The organism is Micromonospora foliorum, assembly GCF_022229015.1.
Taxonomy (GTDB): Bacteria; Actinomycetota; Actinomycetes; order Mycobacteriales; family Micromonosporaceae; genus Micromonospora; species Micromonospora foliorum.
The window spans coordinates 21,034-42,660 of sequence record NZ_JAKKFF010000135.1; the positions used below are offsets into that span (position 1 = coordinate 21,034).

The 21,627-nt window shown below is 70.7% G+C and carries 18 protein-coding genes; 1 reads left to right on the forward strand and 17 read right to left on the reverse strand.

The window, feature by feature from the left end; translation table 11 throughout:
• Positions 1–11: 11 nt before the first annotated feature.
• From PSH25_RS12065 to PSH25_RS12090, 6 genes are read right to left on the reverse strand one after another with little or no spacing between them, the layout of a single operon-like run.
• A complete protein-coding gene (locus PSH25_RS12065; protein ID WP_238659187.1) occupies positions 12–950 on the reverse strand; it encodes a hypothetical protein in 939 nt (312 codons plus the stop codon).
• Positions 943–1,932, reverse strand: a complete 990-nt coding sequence (locus PSH25_RS12070) for a M20/M25/M40 family metallo-hydrolase (protein WP_238659188.1) — start codon at positions 1,930–1,932, stop codon at positions 943–945. The genes PSH25_RS12065 and PSH25_RS12070 overlap by 8 nt, the downstream gene beginning before the upstream one ends.
• On the reverse strand, positions 1,929–2,696 hold the full coding sequence (locus tag PSH25_RS12075) for a GNAT family N-acetyltransferase (RefSeq protein WP_238659189.1): 768 nt from the start codon (positions 2,694–2,696) through the stop codon (positions 1,929–1,931). Before PSH25_RS12075 ends, PSH25_RS12070 begins: the two co-directional genes overlap by 4 nt.
• Positions 2,693–3,277: an HAD family hydrolase gene (locus PSH25_RS12080; RefSeq protein WP_238659190.1), complete on the reverse strand. Its 585-nt coding sequence runs from the start codon at positions 3,275–3,277 to the stop codon at positions 2,693–2,695. Before PSH25_RS12080 ends, PSH25_RS12075 begins: the two co-directional genes overlap by 4 nt.
• On the reverse strand, positions 3,270–4,736 hold the full coding sequence (locus PSH25_RS12085; protein ID WP_238659191.1) for a coproporphyrinogen-III oxidase family protein: 1,467 nt from the start codon (positions 4,734–4,736) through the stop codon (positions 3,270–3,272). Before PSH25_RS12085 ends, PSH25_RS12080 begins: the two co-directional genes overlap by 8 nt.
• A 10-nt stretch (positions 4,737–4,746) precedes the next feature.
• Positions 4,747–6,309 (reverse strand): B12-binding domain-containing radical SAM protein, encoded by a 1,563-nt coding sequence (locus PSH25_RS12090; protein WP_238659192.1) that lies wholly within the window; start codon positions 6,307–6,309, stop codon positions 4,747–4,749.
• 858 nt (positions 6,310–7,167) lie between these two features.
• On the opposite strand from PSH25_RS12090, the gene PSH25_RS12095 reads away from it, so the two are divergent.
• Complete coding sequence (locus PSH25_RS12095; protein ID WP_274527365.1) at positions 7,168–10,101, forward strand: non-ribosomal peptide synthetase; 2,934 nt, start codon at positions 7,168–7,170, stop codon at positions 10,099–10,101.
• Between the two features lie 88 nt (positions 10,102–10,189).
• On the opposite strand, the gene PSH25_RS12100 is transcribed toward PSH25_RS12095, so the two are convergent.
• Genes PSH25_RS12100 through PSH25_RS12150 form a run of 11 tightly spaced genes read right to left on the reverse strand, consistent with a single transcriptional unit; the run spans position 10,190 to position 21,584 of the window.
• Positions 10,190–11,101, reverse strand: a complete 912-nt coding sequence (locus tag PSH25_RS12100) for a hypothetical protein (protein ID WP_238659194.1) — start codon at positions 11,099–11,101, stop codon at positions 10,190–10,192.
• A 12-nt stretch (positions 11,102–11,113) separates the two neighbouring features.
• A complete protein-coding gene (locus PSH25_RS12105; protein ID WP_238659195.1) occupies positions 11,114–11,902 on the reverse strand; it encodes an SDR family NAD(P)-dependent oxidoreductase in 789 nt (262 codons plus the stop codon).
• 45 nt (positions 11,903–11,947) lie between these two features.
• Positions 11,948–13,252: an enolase C-terminal domain-like protein gene (locus PSH25_RS12110; protein ID WP_238659196.1), complete on the reverse strand. Its 1,305-nt coding sequence runs from the start codon at positions 13,250–13,252 to the stop codon at positions 11,948–11,950.
• Positions 13,252–14,091: a fumarylacetoacetate hydrolase family protein gene (locus PSH25_RS12115; protein ID WP_238659197.1), complete on the reverse strand. Its 840-nt coding sequence runs from the start codon at positions 14,089–14,091 to the stop codon at positions 13,252–13,254. The genes PSH25_RS12110 and PSH25_RS12115 overlap by 1 nt, the downstream gene beginning before the upstream one ends.
• A complete protein-coding gene (locus PSH25_RS12120; protein ID WP_238659198.1) occupies positions 14,088–14,930 on the reverse strand; it encodes an amidohydrolase family protein in 843 nt (280 codons plus the stop codon). The genes PSH25_RS12115 and PSH25_RS12120 overlap by 4 nt, the downstream gene beginning before the upstream one ends.
• Positions 14,927–15,904, reverse strand: coding sequence for an aldo/keto reductase (locus PSH25_RS12125; RefSeq protein WP_238659199.1), 978 nt, complete (start codon positions 15,902–15,904; stop codon positions 14,927–14,929). Before PSH25_RS12125 ends, PSH25_RS12120 begins: the two co-directional genes overlap by 4 nt.
• The gene (locus PSH25_RS12130) at positions 15,901–17,433 is read right to left on the reverse strand and encodes a sugar ABC transporter ATP-binding protein (RefSeq protein WP_238659200.1); all 1,533 of its coding nucleotides are present in this window, start codon (positions 17,431–17,433) and stop codon (positions 15,901–15,903) included. The genes PSH25_RS12125 and PSH25_RS12130 overlap by 4 nt, the downstream gene beginning before the upstream one ends.
• A complete protein-coding gene (locus tag PSH25_RS12135; protein ID WP_238659201.1) occupies positions 17,430–18,380 on the reverse strand; it encodes an ABC transporter permease in 951 nt (316 codons plus the stop codon). The genes PSH25_RS12130 and PSH25_RS12135 overlap by 4 nt, the downstream gene beginning before the upstream one ends.
• Positions 18,377–19,450 (reverse strand): ABC transporter permease, encoded by a 1,074-nt coding sequence (locus PSH25_RS12140; RefSeq protein WP_238659202.1) that lies wholly within the window; start codon positions 19,448–19,450, stop codon positions 18,377–18,379. The genes PSH25_RS12135 and PSH25_RS12140 overlap by 4 nt, the downstream gene beginning before the upstream one ends.
• Positions 19,447–20,535, reverse strand: a complete 1,089-nt coding sequence (locus PSH25_RS12145) for a mandelate racemase/muconate lactonizing enzyme family protein (protein ID WP_238659203.1) — start codon at positions 20,533–20,535, stop codon at positions 19,447–19,449. The genes PSH25_RS12140 and PSH25_RS12145 overlap by 4 nt, the downstream gene beginning before the upstream one ends.
• On the reverse strand, positions 20,535–21,584 hold the full coding sequence (locus PSH25_RS12150; RefSeq protein WP_238659204.1) for a sugar ABC transporter substrate-binding protein: 1,050 nt from the start codon (positions 21,582–21,584) through the stop codon (positions 20,535–20,537). The genes PSH25_RS12145 and PSH25_RS12150 overlap by 1 nt, the downstream gene beginning before the upstream one ends.
• Positions 21,585–21,627 lie beyond the last annotated feature (43 nt).

Here is a 21,627-nt window from a genome sequence, read left to right on the forward strand (position 1 = left end):
TGCGGGTGCGTTCACCGGGTCAGCAGCTTCCGCTCGGTGATCAGCGGCTCGATTGCCGTGGTGAGCTCCTCGACGACCGCGCCGGGCAGCGCTCCGGGGTGCCACGAACGGATCCAGAACGGGTGGCAGTCGTCCTCGTCCCAGTAGATGTTGGCGTGGAAGTCGGCCAGCGAGGTGCAGACGATGCGCGAGACCGGGTACCAGGTCTCGTAGTCGACGTCGAACCGTTCGGCCACCTCGGGCGCCCGCAGCCGGATCTTGTCGTGGTCGCCCAGGTCGTGGTGCGGAATCGGCAGGTCCAGGGAGCGGATGGTGCCGCAGCCGATGTTGACCGGGAGCGGGAAGCTGCGCACCTCGAGCACCCCGTCGCGCAGGCGGAGGAAGGCGCGGTCGTTGGAGAAGAAGGAGCTGCCGGACCGGACGTTGCGGAACAGCTCGGTCGACTTGCCGGCGCCCGAGCTGCCCACCGCCAGGGTGACCTGCCCGTCGTCGAGCCACCCCGCGCAGTGCACCTGCACGGCGTCGTCGGCCCGGCTGCGGCACAGCAGCCAGTCCTCGATCACGTCGCTGACCAGCATCGGCGGGAGGGTGTCGGCGACGATCGTGGCGGTGTCGCCGGCTACGACGAGCAGGGCGCGGTCCTCGGCGTACACACCGCAGCCGGGCCCCTCGCTGACGATGGTGATGTCCCGCCGTTGTTCGGCGCCGTCGAACGGCGTCCCGTCGAGGAAGTACTTCCCGGCCGGCGATCCGCCCCGGTGCCGGGACCGGCGTTCGCCCGCACCGTCCGCGACACCGTGCTGCCGGTGCAGGGTCAGCTGGGGTTTCCCGCCGTCGGTGACGACGTCGATGCTGCCGCCGAAGGTGTCGAACACCTCGGCCAGTTCCTCACCGGTGAAGCCGGTGAGCCTGATCGTCCGGCCCCAGACGCGTAGCGCCGTCTCACTCATGGCGGTCCCCCTCGCTATCCAAGGCGTCCAGCACCCGGCGTAGGACGTCCTGGTGGTGTTCGATCTGGCCGATGCGGATGAACTCGTTCGGCTGGTGGTTGCGGTTGTCCGGGTCGGCGCCCGGGACGACGGCGAGACGGTCGACCTTCAGCGGGCCGAGCTGCCCCAGCCGGTTGGAGAAGGGCGCGAGGCCGCCGGTGGTCAGGCCCGGCACCGAGATCGTGCGGGTGCCCGCCACCGCTGCCATCGACTGGCGCAGGGTGTGCGGCCAGGCCGCCAGCAGGGCCTCCACCGCAGGCGCCTGGTCCGGGCCGTAGCGGATGTCGAACCGGACGTCGATCTCCTGCACCGCCAGTGAGCGCTCGGTGTGCGGCGCGCTGACTCCGGTCAGGGTGAACCGCGGGCAGTCGGCCGCCGCGGCGAGCAACGCGCGCAGCAGCTCCGCCGCGTCCCCGCCGGGCCGGGCCGGATGGTGGGTCGGCCGCCCCGTCCGCAGGTGGAAGAACCCGTCGGCCTGACCGCTGTAGCCCGCGTAGAGGTCGGCGTCGCCGCGGGCGCCGTCGCAGATCAACAGCGTGGCCGGCAGGTACCGGGCGACGAAGGCCGCCGCGCCGGGCGCGCCGTCGGTCTCCTCGCTCGTGTCGACGAGTACGAAGTGACGGGCCGGGTCGGCCACCGCCAGCGCGTTGAGCAGTTGGAACTTGGAGTCCGAGACGCCCAGGCCGAAGAACATCCCGTTCCGCTCGGTAAGCGTCAGCGGCTCGGTCTCCCAGTCGGTGGGCGGCCCGATCGGCTTGGTGTCCACGTGGCCGTAGAGCCAGACCGGCGCGGCCGGGTCGCCGAAGCCGAACAGCCGGTCGCCGACCGGCCGGCAGCCGAGCCGGCTCAGCTCGGCGGCGCAGCGCTCGAGCGGCTCGTCGCCGATCGGGCTGACCGTGTCGAGGGCGACCAACCGGGCGAGGGTGTCGAGGTAGTCGGTCACAGCGACACCTCCGCTGGTTCCGGCATGACGGCAATCGCCGGCCGCTGCCGCACACCCTCCTCGTAGGCCGCGTTGCAGGCCTGGAAGCAGTAGTGCCACTGCGCGTCGACGGCGTCGTACTCGTGTCCCGCCAACCGGAACCCGGGCATCCGCGCCATCCGCCGCAGCCCGGCCGAGCCGGTCAGCACCTCGGCGAAGTCGTCCACGGGCAGCGCGGCGAGCACCTCGGGCTTCGGGTCGGCGGAGACGTACCGGGTGCGCCGCAGGACCTCGTTGCGCACGATCGAGTCGTCCCGGGGCTCGGCCACCTCGACGGGGGCGTCGGTGAACACCACGGCGCTGCCGCGCTCCCCGGACCGGACCACGTCCACCCGGTAGCCGATCTTGAGGGCCACCGGGCGCAGCCCGAGGTCGAGCTTGAGCAGTTGGCTGGTGGTGTCCTCGCAGGTGCAGCTGACGTAGCAGGACATCCCCCGGTCGCGCACGTAGTCGTAGCGCACCCGCTCCAGCCGCCGGCCGAGCCCGGTGCCCCGGCTGCCCAGGGCCACCAGGAGGTTGGCGAGCCGGTAGAGCTTTCCGGCCCGGCTGGCCGAGGCGTAGCCGCAGACCCGGTCGTGCGCGTTCGCCACGATCTTGATCCGGTCGGTCGCGGCGACCTCGGCCAGGTAGTGGTAGCGGTGGTACGACGTTCGGAAGAGCTCGTGGACGGCGGCCAGCATGCCGGGGGGCAGGTCAGTTCCGGGTTCGTACACGGTCAGGTTCATCGGGCCAGCGCAGCGGTGAGCTGATCGAACGAGGTGACGTCCCGGCCGTAGTGGATCGCGGTGAAGCCGGCCTCGCGTGCCGCGACCACGTTCGCCTCCCGGTCGTCCACGAACCACGCGCGGTCGGCGTCGGCGCCGAGCCGGCGCCGCATCTCCTGGTAGATGGCCGGCTGCGGCTTACGGACGCCGACGTCGGCGCTGATCACCCACTCCCGGATCAGGTCGGTGAGGCCGAAGCGCCGGCGCAGCAGCTCGGACCAGCGGGACACGTCGTTGCTCAGGCACGCCAGCCGCACCCCGGCGGCGTCGGCGGTCTTCAGGAACTCGGGCACCCCGGGGGTCAGCGTGTGCCGGGCGCAGTAGTCCTCGTCGTCCGCGGAACCGGCGACGCCGGTGGCCGCCCAGAAGCCGGCCGAGGTCAGCTCGCCGAGGCTGGCCCTGCGGTAGGTCTCCTCGATGTCGGCGGTGCTCAGCGGGGAACCGTGCTCGTGGACGTAGGGCACCAGCAGCTCGGCGACGTCGTCGGCCGACTCGTAGAGCACACCCATGGCGTCCAGGACCACGGAGGCGGGCTCACGCATACCGGTCCTGTTCGAAGAACATCCCGTACTTCATGCCCACGGCGGCCAGCTGCTCCTTGACCGACGGCGAGTAGAAGGCGACGCTCAGCTCGTCGCCGAAGAAGTAGCCCAGCTCGGTCGGGCGCACGGCGGTGTCGGTCACCTCGAACAGCCCGTGTTGCTCGGCGTGCCGGATGGTGTCGCCGAAGACCTCGAGCGGGTCGATGCCGAACTTGGCCGCGAACCCGGCCCGGGAGACGCCCGCGCTGGTGTGCACGCCCAGCACGAAGGTCTTGCGCATCAGCTCGTCGCGGCCCAGCGTCTGACCCATCCAGGTCGGGTGCAGACCCTGGCGGACCTGGGCGCCCCACTCGCCCAACGACTTGGTGTTCCAGTAGAAGGTCGAGTTGAGGAAGCCGTACGAGCCGCAGCCGGCGCTCAGCAGCTGCGTCTGGTCCACGCCCCTCTTGAGTTCGGTCTGCTGCTGCATCTTCTCGCGCGCCTTGGCGTACTTGTGGCTCTGCACCCGGACGTAGTCCGCGTCGCCCATCATCAGGCCGTGCGCGAGCTGCATCCGCAGGCCGTCCTCGTAGGACGGGTAGAGGTCCTGTTCGAGCTTCGAGATGCGCTTCATCGGGTGCTGGCGCAGCCGATAGACGCTCACCGACTCGAGCTGCCAGGCGATGATCTGTTTCATCGTCTCGACCCAGGAGGCGAGCGACTGCCCGGGAAGCGCGTAGATCAGGTCGACGTTGATGTTGTCGAAACCCGCGCTGCGCATGTTCTCGATGCTGCGCAGCGTCATGTCCGCGCCGTGCCGACGGGCCATGATCTTGAGTACGCGGTCGTCCAGGCTCTCCACGCCCAGGTTCACCCGGTTCACGCCGTTGTCCCGCAGGATCGTCAGCTTGTCGAGGTTCGCGTGGATCGTCTCGGGCGCGCACTCGAAGGTGACTTCCAGGCTGTCCTTGGTCTTGAGGGAGTGCAGATAGCTCATGATCCGCTTGATCTGCCGCTCCTCCAGGATCGAGGGTGTGCCGCCGCCGAAGTGAACCGTACCGATCGTCGCGTCCGGGTTGTAGCGCTCCAGCTTGGCGTCGATCTCCCGGATCAGGAGTTCGATGTAGTCGTCCTTGTCGACCGGCGCGTTCCCGTTGTCCACGACCTTGGCGAAGTAGCAGTAGGAGCAGATCCCACTGCAGTACGGGATGTGCAGGTACATGTTCAGCACGTCGGCCGGGGGTTCCAACTCCGACCGGGCGAACATCGCGTCGTGCGGCAGCTCCTCCAGCACCCGCACCGGTGGATAGCTGTAGATGAAGCAGTAGTCGCCGCGCTTGTCGAAACCGGCCTCGGAGAGTCGATCCCAGCCGATGCCCTGGTAGGCCGCCTCGATCGCGTCGCCCACCGCCTCGTCGAGCACGATCCGGGCGTTGTCCTCCTGAACACGCCGACGCAGGTCCTTCGCCGCAATGTACATGTCGAGTCCCTCAGTCCGTGCAGATCGACAACGAGTAGTTGCGCTGACGCTTCAAAGCGATTTCCTTCCATTCCGACTTGACCTCGTAGCCGCCGATCAGCGCCTTGTACGTGTCAGTCGGGGCCGGCACCCAGAACAGCGGGTAGGCGTCCTTGAGAAACTTGACGGCGTCCGGCACAGCGTCGTACCGGCTGATGGTGTCGAGCAGGAAGAACGGGTCGGTGCCGGCGAAGCCGATGCCGAGGTCGCTACAGGCCCGCGAGAGCCGCTCGACCCGCTCCACCACCAGGTCGGCGTCCGGCAGCGAGCCGTCCGAGTTCTGGTACTGCCACCACCCGGAGTCGAAGGTGGTCAGCTGGATGCCGAACTCCTCGGGAGCGCGCGCGATCGGTGTGTCCGGAGGCAGGTAGAACGGGTTGATCCGGACCGAGTGGATCGTGTCGACGTTCGCCGCCAGGAAGTCGATGGTCCGCTCGATGTCGTCGGCGATCTCGCCGGGGAAACCGACCAGGAAGTTGACGTGGTTCCAGACGTCCTCGGCCGCGGCGTACCGCAGCGTGGTCGACATCGTCGGTACGTCGTAGTCCTTGCGCATCAGGTCGAGCAGCCGCTGCGAGCCGGACTCGACGCCGTACCGCGCGAGACGCCCGCCGTTCTGGCGGATGCGCCCGAAATCCGCGGCCTCGAGCCGATCCGCACGGATGTAGGTGAACCAGTTGGTGGCGCCACCCCCGCCGCGGGCCTCGAGCTCGTCCAGGAAACGCAACAGGTACTTGCGGGACGGGTTGAGCTCGTTCGTCATGAAGTTGAGCTGGTCGACCTCGGCCTTGGCCAGGTCGGCGAACGAGTCGATGGCCACCTTGGGCGGGGTCAGGACCGCCCGGCTGCCGGTCGCGACCCGGCAGAACGCGCACCGGAAGTTGCACTGCTTGTCCCAGACGTACAGGTGGGCACGCCGCGCCCGCGTCGGGTTCTTGTACGTCGCGATGCCGAAGTCCTCGTACTGCTCCCACGGCACCCAGTCGTAGACCGGCTGTGGGGGCAGCGACTTCGCCACCTTCCGCGGGCCGGCGACGATCGCGCCACCCGGGGTGGGGTTGGTGGTGTAGCTGTTGGGGATCGTCTCCGGTGTGGCCCGTTCGACGAACGCGGTCGTCGACTCCCAGCCGTCGCCCACGGTCACCGTGACCGAGCCGAACGGGGCGAGCGCGTGGATCACCTCGGAGGCCGACCGCTCCGTCCAGAACTGGCCACCGAACATGACCGGCATGTCATGGGCCAGGGCCAGCCGGGCCAGCAGCAACGCCGACGCGCTCTGCTCGAAACCCATCACCGAGATGCCGAGGGACTGCCCGCCGCTGGATCCGCCGATGATCTGCCAGAGCTGCTCGCCGTAGGCGCGGACCGGCTCGGCGAGCTCCGGCGCGAGCACGTCGGCGGTCGACAGCGCGCCGTCGTACAGCAGCACGTCCTCGCCTTTGCGGCGACGGTCGGCGAGCTGCATCTCGAGGTCGAAGACCTCGGCGTCATGGCCGTTCAGGCGCAGGCTCGACGCCAGCAGTGAAATCCCCACCGGCGGGTACGGAATGATTCTCTTGCCAGACGGAGCAAAGACGAGTTTCAATTCTTTTCCCCCGACGATGGGCCTGTGAACACATAACGACTTTGGCTTTCCGCGTTTGTCGCGGATCGCGATTCGCTTCGCCTTGAGACGTCCACGCTGAGCCTGCCGGCAACCCTAAGCGGATCGCGAGAGGCCCGCCAAGGTGTTTCCAAATGATGAGAGCGCGCCACCCTTGGTGTCGACAGTCAATTTCGCGCAGAATCGTTCGCCAGCATTACAAGGCAGGATTTTTTGGGCATCGTCGCCCGACTCGATCGTGAGCCCTATCGGACAATTCCGGGTGAAACAGTGCTGCTGCGCACGGCACCACGCAGGGGTTTCATCCAGCAGTCACGAGAGCGCACCCACATCGACGAGATCAATGAGCGGCGCGCACAGCGGTGGTCGGTCGCATGACCCAGTGAAGTCCTTTCCCCCGTAACAGGACGCGCCCCTCGAAGGAAGCACCCCCCATGTCGGCCATCCCCTTCGATGACCCAGACCTACCAGCCAGTCTTGTCCTTCAGGCTCGGGACGGATCCACCTCGTTGTTCACCGGCCGGACTGACTCCGGTCACATTGATATCACTCTCCGAGCTGACTGTCACCCCCTCGCGGTGCGACAACTTTCGATCTTCATGAGCGATCCAGGGCTGAGCTGGGAAACCACCGACAGTGATGTCGATCGACGTCGCCGGGCGGTGGTGGCGACCGACCTCCGTCCTGTGCGGCAGCCAATAATTGCTCCGGCTGTATTCATTTCGACTGATACCATCGAATGCGGGCTCCGCGCCGCACACCTGCCGGCCCGCATTCATGGAGGGAAACATGAGCGACGCCGCTGTTCGGAACGTTGTCGACCTCGTTCATCTTCAGGTGCGGCAGAATCCGGACCGGCCGGCCGTTCGGGGGCACACCGAATCGATGAGCTATGGGCAGCTGTGGCACCGCTCGGGTGTGCTCGCCGCGCAATTGCGCGACCACGGAGTGCGACCCGGCGACGTGGTAGGCCTCTGCCCGCGGCGCTCCCCCGATCTGGTCGTCGGCGTCCTCGGCATCCTGCGGGCCGGCGGCGCCTACCTGCCGCTCGACGCCGCTTATCCGCGACAGCGGCTGGAATACATGCTGCGGCAGGCCGATGCCACGGTGCTGGTCGGACACCGCGACAGCGCCGAGGCGCTGGCGGGCTCGCGCGTGCTCATCCCCCTCGACGAGACCGACGACGGCCGCACGGTCGACGTCACTCCCGCGGTCACGGCGGGCGACATCGGGTACGTCATGTTCACCTCCGGATCGACCGGGGTGCCCAAGGGGGTCATGCAGACGCACGGCGCCCTGGCCAATCTCGTCGAGTGGCAGCTCCGCGACTCGGTGGTCGGCGCGGGTGAGGTCACCGCACAGTTCGCCCCGATATCGTTCGATGTCTCCTTTCAGGAGATCTTCGCGACCCTGGCGGCCGGCGGGGTGCTGCTCTGTCTCACCGACGACGAACGCCGTGACCCGGTGCTGCTGTGGAGGGTGTTGGCCCGGGAGCGGGTCGCCCGGCTCTACCTGCCGTTCGTCATGCTGCAGACGCTGGCCCTGTTCGCCGAGGAGCTGGCTGGCGGCGCACCTCCGCTGCGTGAGGTGATCACCGCGGGCGAGCAGCTGCGCTGCGACGACCGGATCAAGCGGCTCTTCGCCCAGCTCCCCGGATGCCGGCTCGTCAACCACTATGGCCCCACCGAGACACACGTCTGCACCCGGTATTCGCTGCCCGCCGATCCCGAGGGTTGGCCGCTGCTACCGCCGATCGGCACCGCGATCGACCGGGTTCGGCTGCACGTGCTGGACGCCGGGGGCGATCCGGTGCCGGCAGGTGAGCCGGGTGAGCTGCACGTCGCCGGCATCGCGGTGGCAGGCGGATACCTCGGGCAGCCGGAGCTGACCGCGAAGAGGTTCCGGCCCGAGCCCGGTGGGGCCGGCATCATGTACGCGACCGGCGATGTCGTGCAGTGGAACGACGGCCAGTTGCACTACCTGGGCCGCAACGACGATCAGGTGAAGGTGAACGGCATCCGGGTGGAGCCGGCCGAGATCGAACGCGCCCTGCTGGCCTTCCCGGAGGTGCGGGAGGCGGCCGTGGTGGCGCGCGCCGGCGCGGGCACCCGCCTCGTCGGCTTCGTCACCGGCCGGCTCGACACCGGGCTGATCCGCGAGCGGATGGCCGAAACACTGCCTGGTCATCTGGTGCCGCACCGGATCGTTCGACTGGCGGAGCTGCCCACCACGCCGAGTGGGAAGCTGGACCGCGCCGCGCTGGTCGACCTCGCCTCACCCTCGGTCGGGCAGCGGGCGGACGGCCTCGCGGCGATCTGGCAGGCGGAGCTCGAACTGGCCGACGAGCAGGTCGAGGATCTACGGGCGGCCGGTGTGGACTCCCTCGCCGCGGCGCGCGTGTCGGCGCGCATCGCCCGGGAGCTGGGTGTGCTCGTGGCGACCGACCGGCTGTTGGCCGCCACGTCGCTGGAGCATCTGGCCGAGATCGTGGCGGAGAGCCCTCCGGTGCCCCGCCGCGCGGCTGTCGAGCCAGCCGGGCCACAGCCGGTGAGTGTGATGCAGCGGCAGATCTTCGTCGACGAGATGCTCGCGGACAGCGGGCCGTCGCACTGGGTGCTGGCCGAACTCGACATCACCGGAGCGTTCGACCCGGCGGCGGCCGAGGCCGCGGTCCGTGCGCTCACCCGCCGGCACGCGGCCCTGCACACCCGCTACGACTTCGTCGGGCGGACCATCACCCAGGAGTACGTGCCCTCGGCACTGCCCGACGTGACCCATGCCGGGTCGGTCGACCTCGCGGCGCTGCGCGGGCGGCGCCTGGCCGAGCGCTACGAGTTCGGTGCGGTCGCCACACCGGTGGTGGACCTCGTCCGGCTCGGCGACCAGCACCACCGCATGCTGTTCCGGCTGCACCACGCCAGCTGCGACGGCTGGTCGCTCGGGTTGCTGTTCGAGGATTTCGCCGCCCTCTACCGCGGCGATGAGCCGCCGCACACGATCCAGCCCTGGCAGTTGCCCGCAGCCGAGAGTGATCTCTCCGACTGGGTGGAGCACCTGAAGCCCTCGGCTGCCCGGCCGCCGATGTCCTGGGGTCGGCAGCGCGCTCCGCAGCCGACGCTGCGCCGGGTTCCGGTCGTGCTGGACGCGGCCGAGGTCAACGCGGTCCGGAAACGGGCCACGGACGCCGGCGCGACACCGTTCGCCGTGCTGCTGGCCGCGTGGGCGTCCCTGTTCGCCGAGGACGGCGCCGAGGTGTGCGTGGGGGTGCCGATCTCCACCCGGACGACCGCCGAGGAAGCCAGCTGCGTCGGCCTGTTCCTCAACACCGTCCTGTTGCCGTTGGCGACCGGCGCGGAGAGCCTGACGGCTCTGACCGACCTCACGCAGCAGGCCGTCGGTCGGGCCCTGCGGCATCGGACCGCGCCCCTGCCCGATGTTCTCCGGCGCCTGCGGGTCGACCGAAGCGGCAGGCACCACCCGGTGGCCCAGATGATGTTCGCCCTGCAACCTCCCGGCCCGCGCGAGTGGCAGTTGGCCGAGGGCACGCGAGCAGAGCTGATCCTGGACGTCGGCATCCCGGCGCCGACCCGATTCGACGTGGTCCTCAACCTGGACGACCGGGGGAACCAGATCGTCGGATGGTTGGACCACGACGCGGGCGCGGTGGACGCCGCGCAGGTGACCGACCTGATCGCCCGTTGGCGCCTGACCATCAGGGCCTGACCATCGCCCCTGTGTCAGCCGGTGTCATCTGCGCTGAGTGCCCGAGCTGTACGTTCCGTTTCCGCACGGCCCGGGACACGGCGCGGTCCTACCTTGTGGTGCCGCCACCCGATCGATTCGCGCCGGCGGCGGAGGGCCGGTGCGCGATGCGGGGCGCCCGGACGGCGGAGGCGTTGCCGGCGCCGGGGCGGTAGTCCCGGGCCGCGCTGGCCACCATCTCGTCGGCATCGCGAGCGAGCGTCTGCCGGATGTGCGGCGGAACGAACTCGGACGTCGCCATCGCCAGCCGGACCTGCACCGCGCGGTCGTCGACCAGGCCGGCCAGATCCGCCTCGCTCAGCTCGACGGACCGCACCAGCGCGGCACGGACGTCGACCACCGGGTCCGCGGCGAGCGCGCTGCGCTGCTCGGCGGTGGTCCGCGGGTTGCGGGCAACCCCCTTGCGTACGCGTGCGGTGCGATCGGCCAACAGGGCGGTGATCACGTCGGGGTCGTGGGTGTGGGTGGCGAGTCGTTCCCGTACCTCGGGTGAGACGTCGTCGACCAGCCGGGCGGCCAGCTCCGGCTCCAGCTTCCGACTCTCGGCGAGGAGACCGCGAAGCTCCTTGTCCGAGGTCTCCGACATGACCTGGCGGATCGACCCGTCGCAGGACGGGTTGCCGGCGACCGCCCAGCGGACCCACCGGTCGGCGTCCTTGACCAGGCGCATGAGGTTGGCGATCGAGGTGGAGGGGTTTCTCGCCACGGCCTCCCGAACCTGACGATCATGGTCCCGGGTGAGCGGTCGCAGGGCCTGCGCGGGAGCGTCGGCCCGAGCGGCGACCGCCTTGCGGACCAGGACCGACGGGTCGGACGCCAGGTCGATAAGGGTCATTTGTGGCGTCGTGGGGTCCTGGGCGAGGGCGAGCCGAGCGTCAGCGCTGCCACCGATCGGACGGTGGGCGGTGGTGCCGGACCCGCTGTGACTGTCGGCCTCGCCGACGTCCTGCTGTTTCCCCATGGCGCAATCATGTCACGCGCCCGGTTCGGCAGTACCGACCGCGGGCGGGACCGGGGCGGGGAGGCGCAGGCCGGACATACCGCCGTCCACCGGCAGCGACGAACCGGTCACCGACCCGGTCGCGGGCGACGCGAGGTAGACGACGGCGGCGGCCACCTCGTCGGCGGTCACCAGGCGGCCGGTCGGCTGCCGGGACGCCAGCTGCCGCTTCTCCGCCGTCGGGTCGGCCGCACCGGCGAGCAGGCGGGCCACCCAGGGCGTGTCGACGGTGCCGGGGGCGACACAGTTGACCCGGACACCCTCCGTCACCAGATCGGCGGCCATGGCGAGGGTGAGGGCGTGCACGGCACCCTTCGACGCCGAGTACAGGGCGCGTCGGGGCAGCCCGACGGTCGCCGCGATCGAGGAGATGTTGACGATCGCCGCAGCCGACGACCGGCGCAGGTACGGCAGGGCGACGGCGCTGGTTCGGGCCACGCCGGAGACATTGACGTCGAGTACCCTGCTCCACTGCTCGTCGTCGTTCTCCTCCACCGTGCCCACGGCCGAGATCCCGGCGTTGTTCACCAGGATGTCGATGCCGCCGAACGCCTCCGCGACCGAGGCGACGGCCGCGCTGAGGGAGGACCGGTCGGCCACGTCCGCCCGCACGCCGAGCACGCCGGGATCCTCCGGCAGACCGGACAGCTCCAGGTCCAGGACACCCACCCGGGCGCCTGCGCTGGCGAACGCCCGCACGCAGGCAAGCCCGATCCCCGATCCACCCCCGGTCACCACCGCCACCAGACCGTCACACCGCATACTGCTCTCCCTTTCCGAGTGGTCCGCTGAAGTGACGCACCGCCGTCAGGCCCATGCCGGCCCGTCGGGGTACGCGTACGTGGCGAGGCTCTCCGGACGCATCGCGGCGGAGAACCCCGGGGCGCCGGGCACCACGTAGTGCCCGTCCTTGATCACCACCGGATCGAGGAAGTGCTCGTGCAGGTGGTCGACGTACTCGACGACCCGGTCGCGCATCGAACCGGACACCGCCACGAAGTCGAACATCGACAGGTGCTGCACCAGCTCGCAGAGGCCCACTCCCCCGGCGTGCGGACAGACCGGCACCCCGTACTTCATGGCCAGCAGCAGGATGGCGACGTTCTCGTTCACGCCGCCGACCCGGCACGCGTCGATCTGCACGACGTCGACGGCGTCGGCCTGCAACAGCTGTTTGAACACGACCCGGTTCGCCACGTGCTCGCCGGTGGCGACCCGGATCGGCCCGCCGTCGGGTGCGCTGGTGGCGAGGGCGGCCCGGATCGCCGCGTGGGCGAGCACGTCGTCGGGGCTGGTCGGCTCCTCGATCCACCACGGGTCGTACGGCGCCAGCTCCCGCATCCGGTCGACCGCCTCGGCGACGTCCCAGCGCTGGTTGGCGTCGAGCGCGATCCGGATCTGCGGACCGACCGCCTCGCGGGCGATCTTCAGGCGGCGCACGTCGTCGGCGGCGTCCACGCCCACCTTCAGCTTGATCTGGGTGAACCCGTCGGCCACGGCCTGCCGGGCCAGCCGGACCACCTTGTCGTCGGAGTAGCCGAGCCAGCCGGGTGACGTGGTGTACGCGGGGTAGCCCCGCTCGGTCAGCCGGGCGATCCGGTCGGCCCGGCCCGGCTCGGCGGCGCGCAGGATCTCCAGCGCCTCGTCGGGGGTGAGGGCGTCGGTGAGGTAGCGCCAGTCGACCAGGTCGACGATCTGCTCGGGGCTGAGGTCGGCCAGGTAGCGCCAGACCGGCTTGCCCGCTCTCTTGGCGACCAGGTCCCACATCGCGTTGATCACCGCGGCGGCGGCCAGGTGCATCACGCCCTTCTCCGGGCCGAGCCACCGCAGCTGCGAGTCCTGCGTGAGCGAGCGGGCGAACGCACCGAGGTCCACGGTGTCCGGGTCGAGGCCGACCACGTACGGCACCAGCGCCTCGATGGCCGCCCGGCAGACGTCGTTGCCCCGCCCGATGGTGAAGGTGAATCCGTGCCCGTCCGGGCCGTCGTCGGTGCTCAGCACCAGGTACGCGGCCGAGTAGTCGGGGTCGGGGTTCATCGCGTCGGAGCCGTCGAGGTCCCGCGAGGTCGGGAACCGGACGTCGTACGTGTCGACGGAGGTGATCACCGCCATCAGGCGTCCCGGAGGGTGCTGCGCTGCCGGCCGAGGCCGTCGATCTCGACCTCCATCACGTCGCCGGCGGCCAGGTACGGGAACCGGCCGGAGAGCGCCACCCCCTGCGGGGTGCCGGTGTTGATGACGTCGCCCGGGTCCAGGACCGTGTACTGGGACAGGTGCCAGACCAGGTACGCCACGTCGAAGATCATGTCTTTGGTGCCGGAGTCCTGGCGGGGTTCGCCGTTGACCCAGGAACGCAGCCGCAGCGCCTGCGGGTCGCCGATCTCGTCGGCGGTGACCAGCCACGGGCCGAGCGGTTGGAACGTCTCGCAGGACTTGCCCTTCGACCACTGGCCGCCGGAGACGGCGAGTTGGAAGTCCCGCTCGGAGACGTCGTTGGACAGCACGTACCCGGCGATGTGCCCGAGGGCGTCGGCCGGCGAGGCGAGGTAGCGGGCCGGTCGGCCGATCACCACCGCCAGCTCCACCTCCCAGTCGGTCTTCGTCGAGCCGCGCGGGATCAGGACCTCGTCGTACGGGCCGACGACGGTGTTGGGCGCCTTGTAGAAGATGATCGGGTCGGTCGGTGGCGCGGCACCCGACTCGGCGGCGTGCGCGGCGTAGTTCTGCCCCACGCAGAGCACCACCCCGGGCCGGGCGATCGGTGCGCCGACCCGCTGGCCGGTGACGTCGATCTCGGGCAGGTCGGTGGCCTCGCGGACCCGCCGGACGCCGTCGCCGGCGAGGAACTCGCCGTCGATGTCGGCGGTGAGCGACGAGAGGTCGTAGTGCCGCCCGTCGACGTACAGCACGGGGCGTTCCCGCCCCACGGGCCCGACGCGCATGAATCTCACGAACCAACCTCCAGTGCATAGGTACGAATTGCGGTGCCGGCCAGGACGTCTGCCCGCTCGGTGGCGGACAGCTCCCCCAGGCTGGCGTCGATCGCCGTCCACGCCTCGGCGTACGAGGCGACGAGGTCGCAGACGGGCCAGTCCGAACCGGCCATCAGCCGGTGCGGGCCGAACAGCTCCAGCGCGGTGTCGACGTACGGCCGGATGTCGGCCACCCGCCACCCGGGGCCGGCCTCGGTGAGCAGGCCGGAGAGCTTCGCGACGACGTTGTCGCAGCCGGCCAGGTCGCGTACCGCCGTGCGCCACTCGGCGAGGCCGGCGGCGGCGATCCTCGGCTTGCCCAGGTGGTCGAGGACGAAGGTGGTGCCCGGCGTGGCCCGCGCGGCCTCGGCGCAGCTGGTCAGCTGTCCGACGTGGACGACCAGGTCGAAGGTGAGGCCGGCGGCCCCGATCGCCGCGAGGGCGGCCCGCACGTCGGGGCGGGCCAGGTGCCCGGGGTCGGTGACGCCCTGCACCTGGTCGCGGAGCCCGACCAGCTTGGTCGCGCCGGGCAGGTCGCGGTAGTCGGCCAGGGTGGCGGCGATGGCCGGGTCGGTGAGCGACGCCCAGCCGACCACGCCGGCGATCCGGGGCGTGGTGGAGGCGTGGGCCAGAAACTCGGCGGTCTCCCCGGCGTCGCAGCGGCCCGCCTCGACCAGCACGGTCGCCGTCACCCCGGCCGCGTCGAGCCGGGGTACGAGGTCGGTGGTGGTGTAGTCGCGCCGGATCGTCTCCAGGCCCGGTGCGGCGAGCCAGGGGTAGTCGGCGGTCCACAGGTGGTGGTGCGCGTCGATGATCACGGCGTCGGCACCTCGCTCGGCAGCAGACCCTCGGCCTTGAGATCGGCCCACAGCGCGCCGGGCACCTCCCACTCGAACATCGCCACGTTGTCGGCGACCTGCTCCGGGTCCCGGGCGCCGACCACCACGCTGGTGACCGCCGGGTGCCCGAGCGGAAACTGGATCGCCGCGGCCCGCAGCGGTACGCCGTGCCGCTCGCACACCGACCGGATCGCGGTGGCCCGGTCGAGCAGCCCCCGGTCGGCCGGGGCGTAGTCGTAGTGGGCGCCCGGTGTCGGGTCGGCCAGCAGGCCCGAGTTGTAGACCCCGGCGGCGATCACCGCGATCCCCTTCGCCTGGCACAGCGGCAACAGTTCGTCGAGACCGGACTGGTCGAGCAGCGTGTACCGGCCGGCGAGCATGAAGCAGTCGAAGTCGCCGGCGTGGGCCAGCTCGACCAGCGCCGGGGCCTGGTTCATTCCGGCGCTGACAGCGCCGATCTCGCCGGCCTCGCGCAGTTGCGCCAACGCCGGGTACGCCCCGGCGACCGCCTCGGCGAGGTGGTCGTCCGGGTCGTGGATGTGCGCGATGTCGATCCGGTCCAGCCCCAACCGGGCCAGGCTCTCCGCGTGCGAGCGGCGTACCCCGGCGGCGGAGAAGTCGAACCGCGGCGCGAGGTCGGTCGGCTCGGCCCAGAACTCCTGCCGGTCCGCACCGTCGGGGACGAGCAGCCGACCGACCTTGGTGGAGAGGGTGAACGCGTCGCGCGGCTTGCCGGCGAGGACCGCCCCGGCGCGCCGCTCGGAGAGGCCACAGCCGTAGAGCGGGGCGGTGTCGAAGTAGCGGAGTCCGAGGCCCCAGGCCGCCTCGACGGTGGCGTGGGCGACCTCGTCACCGACGGCGTCGAACATCCCACCGATCGGGGCGAGCCCCAGCCCGAGCCGGGTCACCGCCACGTCGGTACGCCCCAGGGTCACCAGTTCGGTGGCCTTCACGCGACGACCCCCTGCCCGTCGTGGATGAACCGGATCACCGACTGACTCATCCGGTCGTAGTCGTGGTCGTTGTCCAGTTCACCAACGATGGCGAACTCCCGCATCACCGCGATCCGGTCGGCGAGGGTGACCATCTCCGGCAGGTCCGACGAGATCAGCAGGATGGCCATTCCCCGCGCGGCCAGGCCGGCGATCAACTCGTGGAAGGCCGCCTTGGTGCGCACGTCGATGCCGACGGTGGGCTCGTCGATGATGAGCACGTCGCAGTCGGCCGCCAGCCACTTGGCCAGGCTGACCTTCTGCTGGTTGCCGCCGGAGAGCTGACCGGCGTGCTGGTCGGGCGAGGCGAGTCGGATGCCCAGCCGATCGGCGTACTCGTCGACCAGGGACCGCTCCGCCCGGTCCCGGACCAGCCCGAGCCGGGCCAGCTTGCGCCACACCGTCACCGCCGTGTTGCGGGCCACGGTCTGGTCGAGGAAGAGGCCCTCCTCCTTGCGGTTCTCGGTGACGTAGCCGATCCGGTACCGGTGCAGGGCGTCGCCCACGTCCCGGATCCGGGCCGGACGCCCGTGCACCCGCACCTCACCGGCGGTGATCCGGTCGAGGCCGAGCAGTGCCTTGGCCAACTCGCTGCGGCCCGCGCCGACCAGCCCGTACAGGCCGACGATCTCACCGGGGCGGACGGCGAGGCTGACGTCGTGGTGGCCGGCGGTGGTGGCGACGTGGTCGAGGGCCAGCGCCGGTTCGACGTCCGCCGCGACGGTCCGGGCGGCGAGGCGCACCTGCTGGTACGCCCGGCCGACCATCAGGTCGACGATTTCCTCGCGGCTGTGGTCGGCGAGGGGTTCCGCCTCGGCGACGCTGCGCCCGTCGCGCAGCACGGTCACCGTGTCGGCGACCGCGAAGACCTCCTCCAGTTTGTGGCTGACCAGCACGGTGGCGTGGCCCCGCTCGGACAGCCGACGCACGATGCCGTAGAGCCGGTCGGCCTCGTCGTTGGTCAGCGACGCGGTCGGTTCGTCGAGCAGCAGTACTGTCGAGTCGGCCGACAGCGCCTTGGCGATCTCCACCAGTTGCAGTTGGGCCACCGACAGCCGCGACACCGGCAGGTCGGGGTCCAGGTCGAGGTCGAGCAGGTCGAGGCAACGGCGGGCCTCGGTACGCAGCGCCGCCCGGTCGAGCAGGCCGGCGCGGCGGGGCAGGTGTTGCAGGCAGATGTTCTCGGCGACGCTGAACGCCGGGATCAGGTTCCGCTCCTGGTGCACGACACCGATGCCGGCCCGTTGGGCGTCCTGCGGGTTGCCGAGCTGCACCGTGCGCAGCTCGCCGTCGGGCCCGGGCAGCCGCAGGAGCCCACCGTCCGGCCGGTACACCCCGGTCAGGATCTTGATCAGGGTGCTCTTGCCGGCGCCGTTCTCGCCGAGCAGCGCGTGCACGCTGCCGGCGGTCAGGGTCAGCGTCGCCTCGTCCAGGGCGCGTACCCCCGGGAACGTCTTGACCAGTTTCTCCGCGGACAGCACGACGCTCATCGTGGACCTCCGGAGAGCTTGTCGCGGAACTGCCCGAGCAGCACCGCGCCGAGGACGACCGCGCCGATGATGAGGTCCACCCACCGCCGGTTGATGTCGAACTGCGACTGGCTCACGTCGACCAGCCGGACCAGGAATGCGGCGAGCACCGTGCCGGTCACGCTGACCATGCCGCCGGCCAGGGCCACCCCGCCGATGATCGGCGCGGCGAAGCTGGGCAGCAGCAGGTCGTCGCCGATCGAGGCGTTCACCGAGCCGAAGGCGGCCACCACGATCACCGCGGCGAAGCCGGCCAGCAGCCCGGACAGGGTGTGGGCCAGCACCAGCGCCCGGTCGTTGGAGATGCCCGACAGCCGGGCCGCGAACGGGTTGCCGCCGGAGGCGAGCAGGTGCCGTCCGGGCACGGTACGCCGGAAGAAGAGGGCCACGGCGACGGCGATCGCGACCGCCAGCAGGAAGACCACCGGTACGCCGGCCAGGGACGCCTGCCCGAACTCGCGCAGGCCGGGCGAGTAGCCCTGGTAGGTGCCGGTGCCGTTCACCCCGTACCGCAGCCCTTCGAGGATGGTCATGGTGGCGAGGGTGACGATGAACCCGTTGATCCGGGTGAAGATCACCAACAGGCCGTTGACCAGCCCGACGACGGCGCCGAGGGCCAGCGCGGCGAGCACCGCGACCGGGGCGGGCAGCCCGGCGTCGATCATCAGCCAGCCGGAGGTCACCGCGCAGAACCCGGTGAGCACGCCCACCGAGAGGTTCATCTGACCGACGGCGAGCACCACCATCTGGGCCAGGCCGATGACGATCGGCAGGGCGAGGAAGCGCAGGAAGGCGTCCAGGGTGCCGGCGGTGAGCAGGTTGAAGTCGGTGGCGACCGCGAGCGCCGCGAACCCGAGCGCCGCGATCACCGCGAGGGTGAACTCGTTGGTCCGGATCACGCTCCTCATGAGGGTGACACCGCCCTTCGCTCGGCGAGCACGGCCCGCAGCCGGTCCAGCGACAGCGCCGCGAGCAGCACGAGCCCGATGTAGAGCTTCAGCTCCTCCAGGGAGAACTGGAGCAGGTTGAGGCCCTTGTAGATGACCTGGGTGAGGGTCGCGCCGAGCGCGGTGCCGAGGACGCTTACCGCACCACCGGCGAGCAGCGTCCCACCGAGCACCGGGGCCAGGAACGACGGCAGCAGGAACGACTCACCGATGGTGGCGGAGAAGGCGCCGTTGTTGGCGGCGAGCAGGAACCCGGCCAGCGCGGCGAGCAGTCCGCTCAACGCGTGCGCGGCGACGACCCGGCGGTGCGTGGGAATGCCGGACAGCTCGGCGGCGACCGTGTTGGAGCCGGTCATCAGGATCTCCCGGCCCAGCCGGGCGTGCCGGAACAGCAGCCCGACGCCGAGCGCCGCGACCACCGCGATCGGCACGACCAGCGGGATCCGGGGTCCGCAGACCTCGCCCATGCAGTAGTCGGCGAAGGTGTCGAAGCGCAGGGCGGACAGCCCGCTCGGCTGCACCGCGAACGACACCCCGCCGGTCGCCCAGGTGTAGAGGATCGTGACCAGGCCCAGCAACCCGAAGTCGAGCGCCAGGGTGACCACGAAGGAGTTCACGCCGGTCTTGGCGATGAGCAGGCCGGCGAGCGCGCCGATGCCCGCCCCGACGGCGAGACCCACGAGCAGCCCGACCAGCAGCGGTACGCCGAGCCGGTCGTAGGCCAGGCCCATCGCGAAGGTGGACAGCGCGGCCATCCGACCAACGGCCATGTTCATGTGCCCGAGCGAGAGCACGGCGAGCTGGGCGAGACCGACCACGACGTACACGCTGATGTCGGCCTGCAGCGGTGCCAGGGTGAGCCGGGGGTCGAGGAACGCGGGGGTGAGCGACGAGAAGAGGACTACCAGCACGGCGATGACGATGAGCAGGCCGAGCCGGGGGTTCGCCCAGACCGGCAGGGCCCGGGCCGGCGGCCTGGGCTCCGCGGCCGGAGGCACCGCCGGCGCCTCCGGCGCTGTTTCCGTCCTCACGCCACCCTCCTGTCCTCGATCGCGTCGCGGTCCCAGTCGATGCCGAGGCCCGGCTCGCCGGGGGCGAGCGCGTGGCCGTCGACGATCGCGATCTCGGTCCGGGTGATCGCGCGCAGTTGCGGGATGTGCTCGACGTAGCGGCTGTTCGGCACGGCCGCGCAGAGGCTCACGTGCAGTTCCATCAGGAAGTGCGGGCAGACCACCACGTTGCATGCCTCGGCCAGGTGCGCCACCTTGAGCCACGGGGTGATGCCGCCGATGCGCGCGACGTCGACCTGGACGACGCCGGCCGCCTGCCGGCGTAGGTACTCGGCGAACTGGCCGATCGAGTACATCGACTCCCCCACCGCGACCGGGATGCTTGTCGCCCGGGCCAGCAGCTCGTGCCCGGCGACGTCGTCGGCGGGCAGCGGCTCCTCGAACCAGGCGAGCTGGTGCGGTTCGAGCAACCGGGCCCGGCGGATCGCCTCGGCGGCGGTCAGCGACTGGTTGGCGTCGACCATCACGTCGAAGTCGTCGCCGAGCGCCGCCCGGACCGCGCCGATCCGGGCGGCGTCCTCGGCGGGGTTGGGCTTGCCGACCTTCAGCTTGACGCCGGGCCAGCCGGCCGCCTGGGACGCCTTCGCCCCGGCGACCAGCTCGTCCTCGGTGAGGTGCAGCCAGCCGCCCTCGGTGTCGTACAGCGGGATCCGGTCCTTGGCGCCCCCGGCGAGCACCCACAGCGGCAGGCCGGCGGCGCGGGCGCGCAGGTCCCACAGCGCGGTGTCGATCGCGGCGAGCGCCAACGAGGTGATGGCCCCGACCGCGGTGGCGCGGGTGGCGGCGTGCAGGTCACGCCAGATCGCCTCCACCCGGGCGGCGTCGCGGCCGACCAGGTGCGGCAGCAGGTAGTCGCGCAGCAGCGCGAGCACCGCCGTGCCGCCGGTCCCGATCGTGTACGCGTACCCCGTGCCGTGTCCGCCGTCGGCCGTGCGCACCTCGACGAAGAGCGTCTCCTGCTTGAGGAACGCCTGTACCGCGTCGGTGCGGACGGTCTCGACGGGAATGTCGACGAGGTACGCCTCGGCCTTGGTGATTGTCGACATCAGCTGCACTGGAGCAGGTCGCCGTCGAACTTCTTCCGCAGTGCCTCGGTGGTGGCGGTGCGGTCGGCCTCGTAACCGTCCAGGTTGTCCTTGGTCACCACGAACGAGCCCGAGTCGATGGTCACCCCGGGTTCGGCCATGGTGCAGCCGCCGCTGAGCTTCATCAGGGCGTATGAGCCGACCTGGGCCTGACCGACCGGGTTCTGCAGGATGGTGGCGGCCACCGAACCGCCGCGCAGCCCGTCGAGGACCGCCGGGTCGTCGTCGATGGCGATGACCTTGATGGGCAGCTTCGACTGGCGGACCCCCTCGGCCGAGGCGACCGCCGGGTTGTAGGCGGTGTTCACGATCGCCTGGATCTGACGGCCCTTCGCGGCGAGGAGGTCGGCCACGGCCTTCTGCGCGCTCTGCAGATCCTTGTCGATGTCGGTGACGCTCTGGATCAGGGTCACCTTGCCGCCGGTCTCGGCGACCGCCTTCTCCACGCCCGCGATCCGGCGCTGGGTGTTGGAGTCGACCTTGTTTCCGGTCAGGTGCACCAGGTTGCCCTGACCACCCATCGCGTCGATGGCGGCCTTGGCACCCTTGTACGCGGCGACCTCCACGTCCGTGGAAAGGCAGAAGTCGGCCTTGTTGGCCCCGGCCGGGCAGGACGCGAGGGAGCCGACGGGGAAGCCCTGCCGCTTGAGGTCCTCGAAGGTGGAGTTGATGTTGTCCGGCGAGACGCCGAAGACCCCGAAGGCGTTGTAGCCCTGCGCGGCCAGGGACTTGAGCACGTCGTTCTGCTTGGTCTGGTCCCAGCCGGCGGTCTCGTTGAAGGTGACGTCGCCGAGCGCGAGCTCGGTCTTGGCCTTGGCTCCGGCGTCCTTCCAGGGCTGGAAGTACGGGTGCGAGCCGCCGGGCACGAGCGCGACCTTGACCTGCGCCGGTTCCCGGCCACCGGCTTCGGCGTCGGTGGTGTCGCTCTTCTTCGTGCAGGCCACAGTGGTCGTGGCGAGGGCCACGACGGTGAGGCCCGAGCCAATTCGGGACAGCATTCTGCGCGACATGTTCGTCTCCTCGGGGGTGGTGGTGGCGAGACGGTGGCGGGGG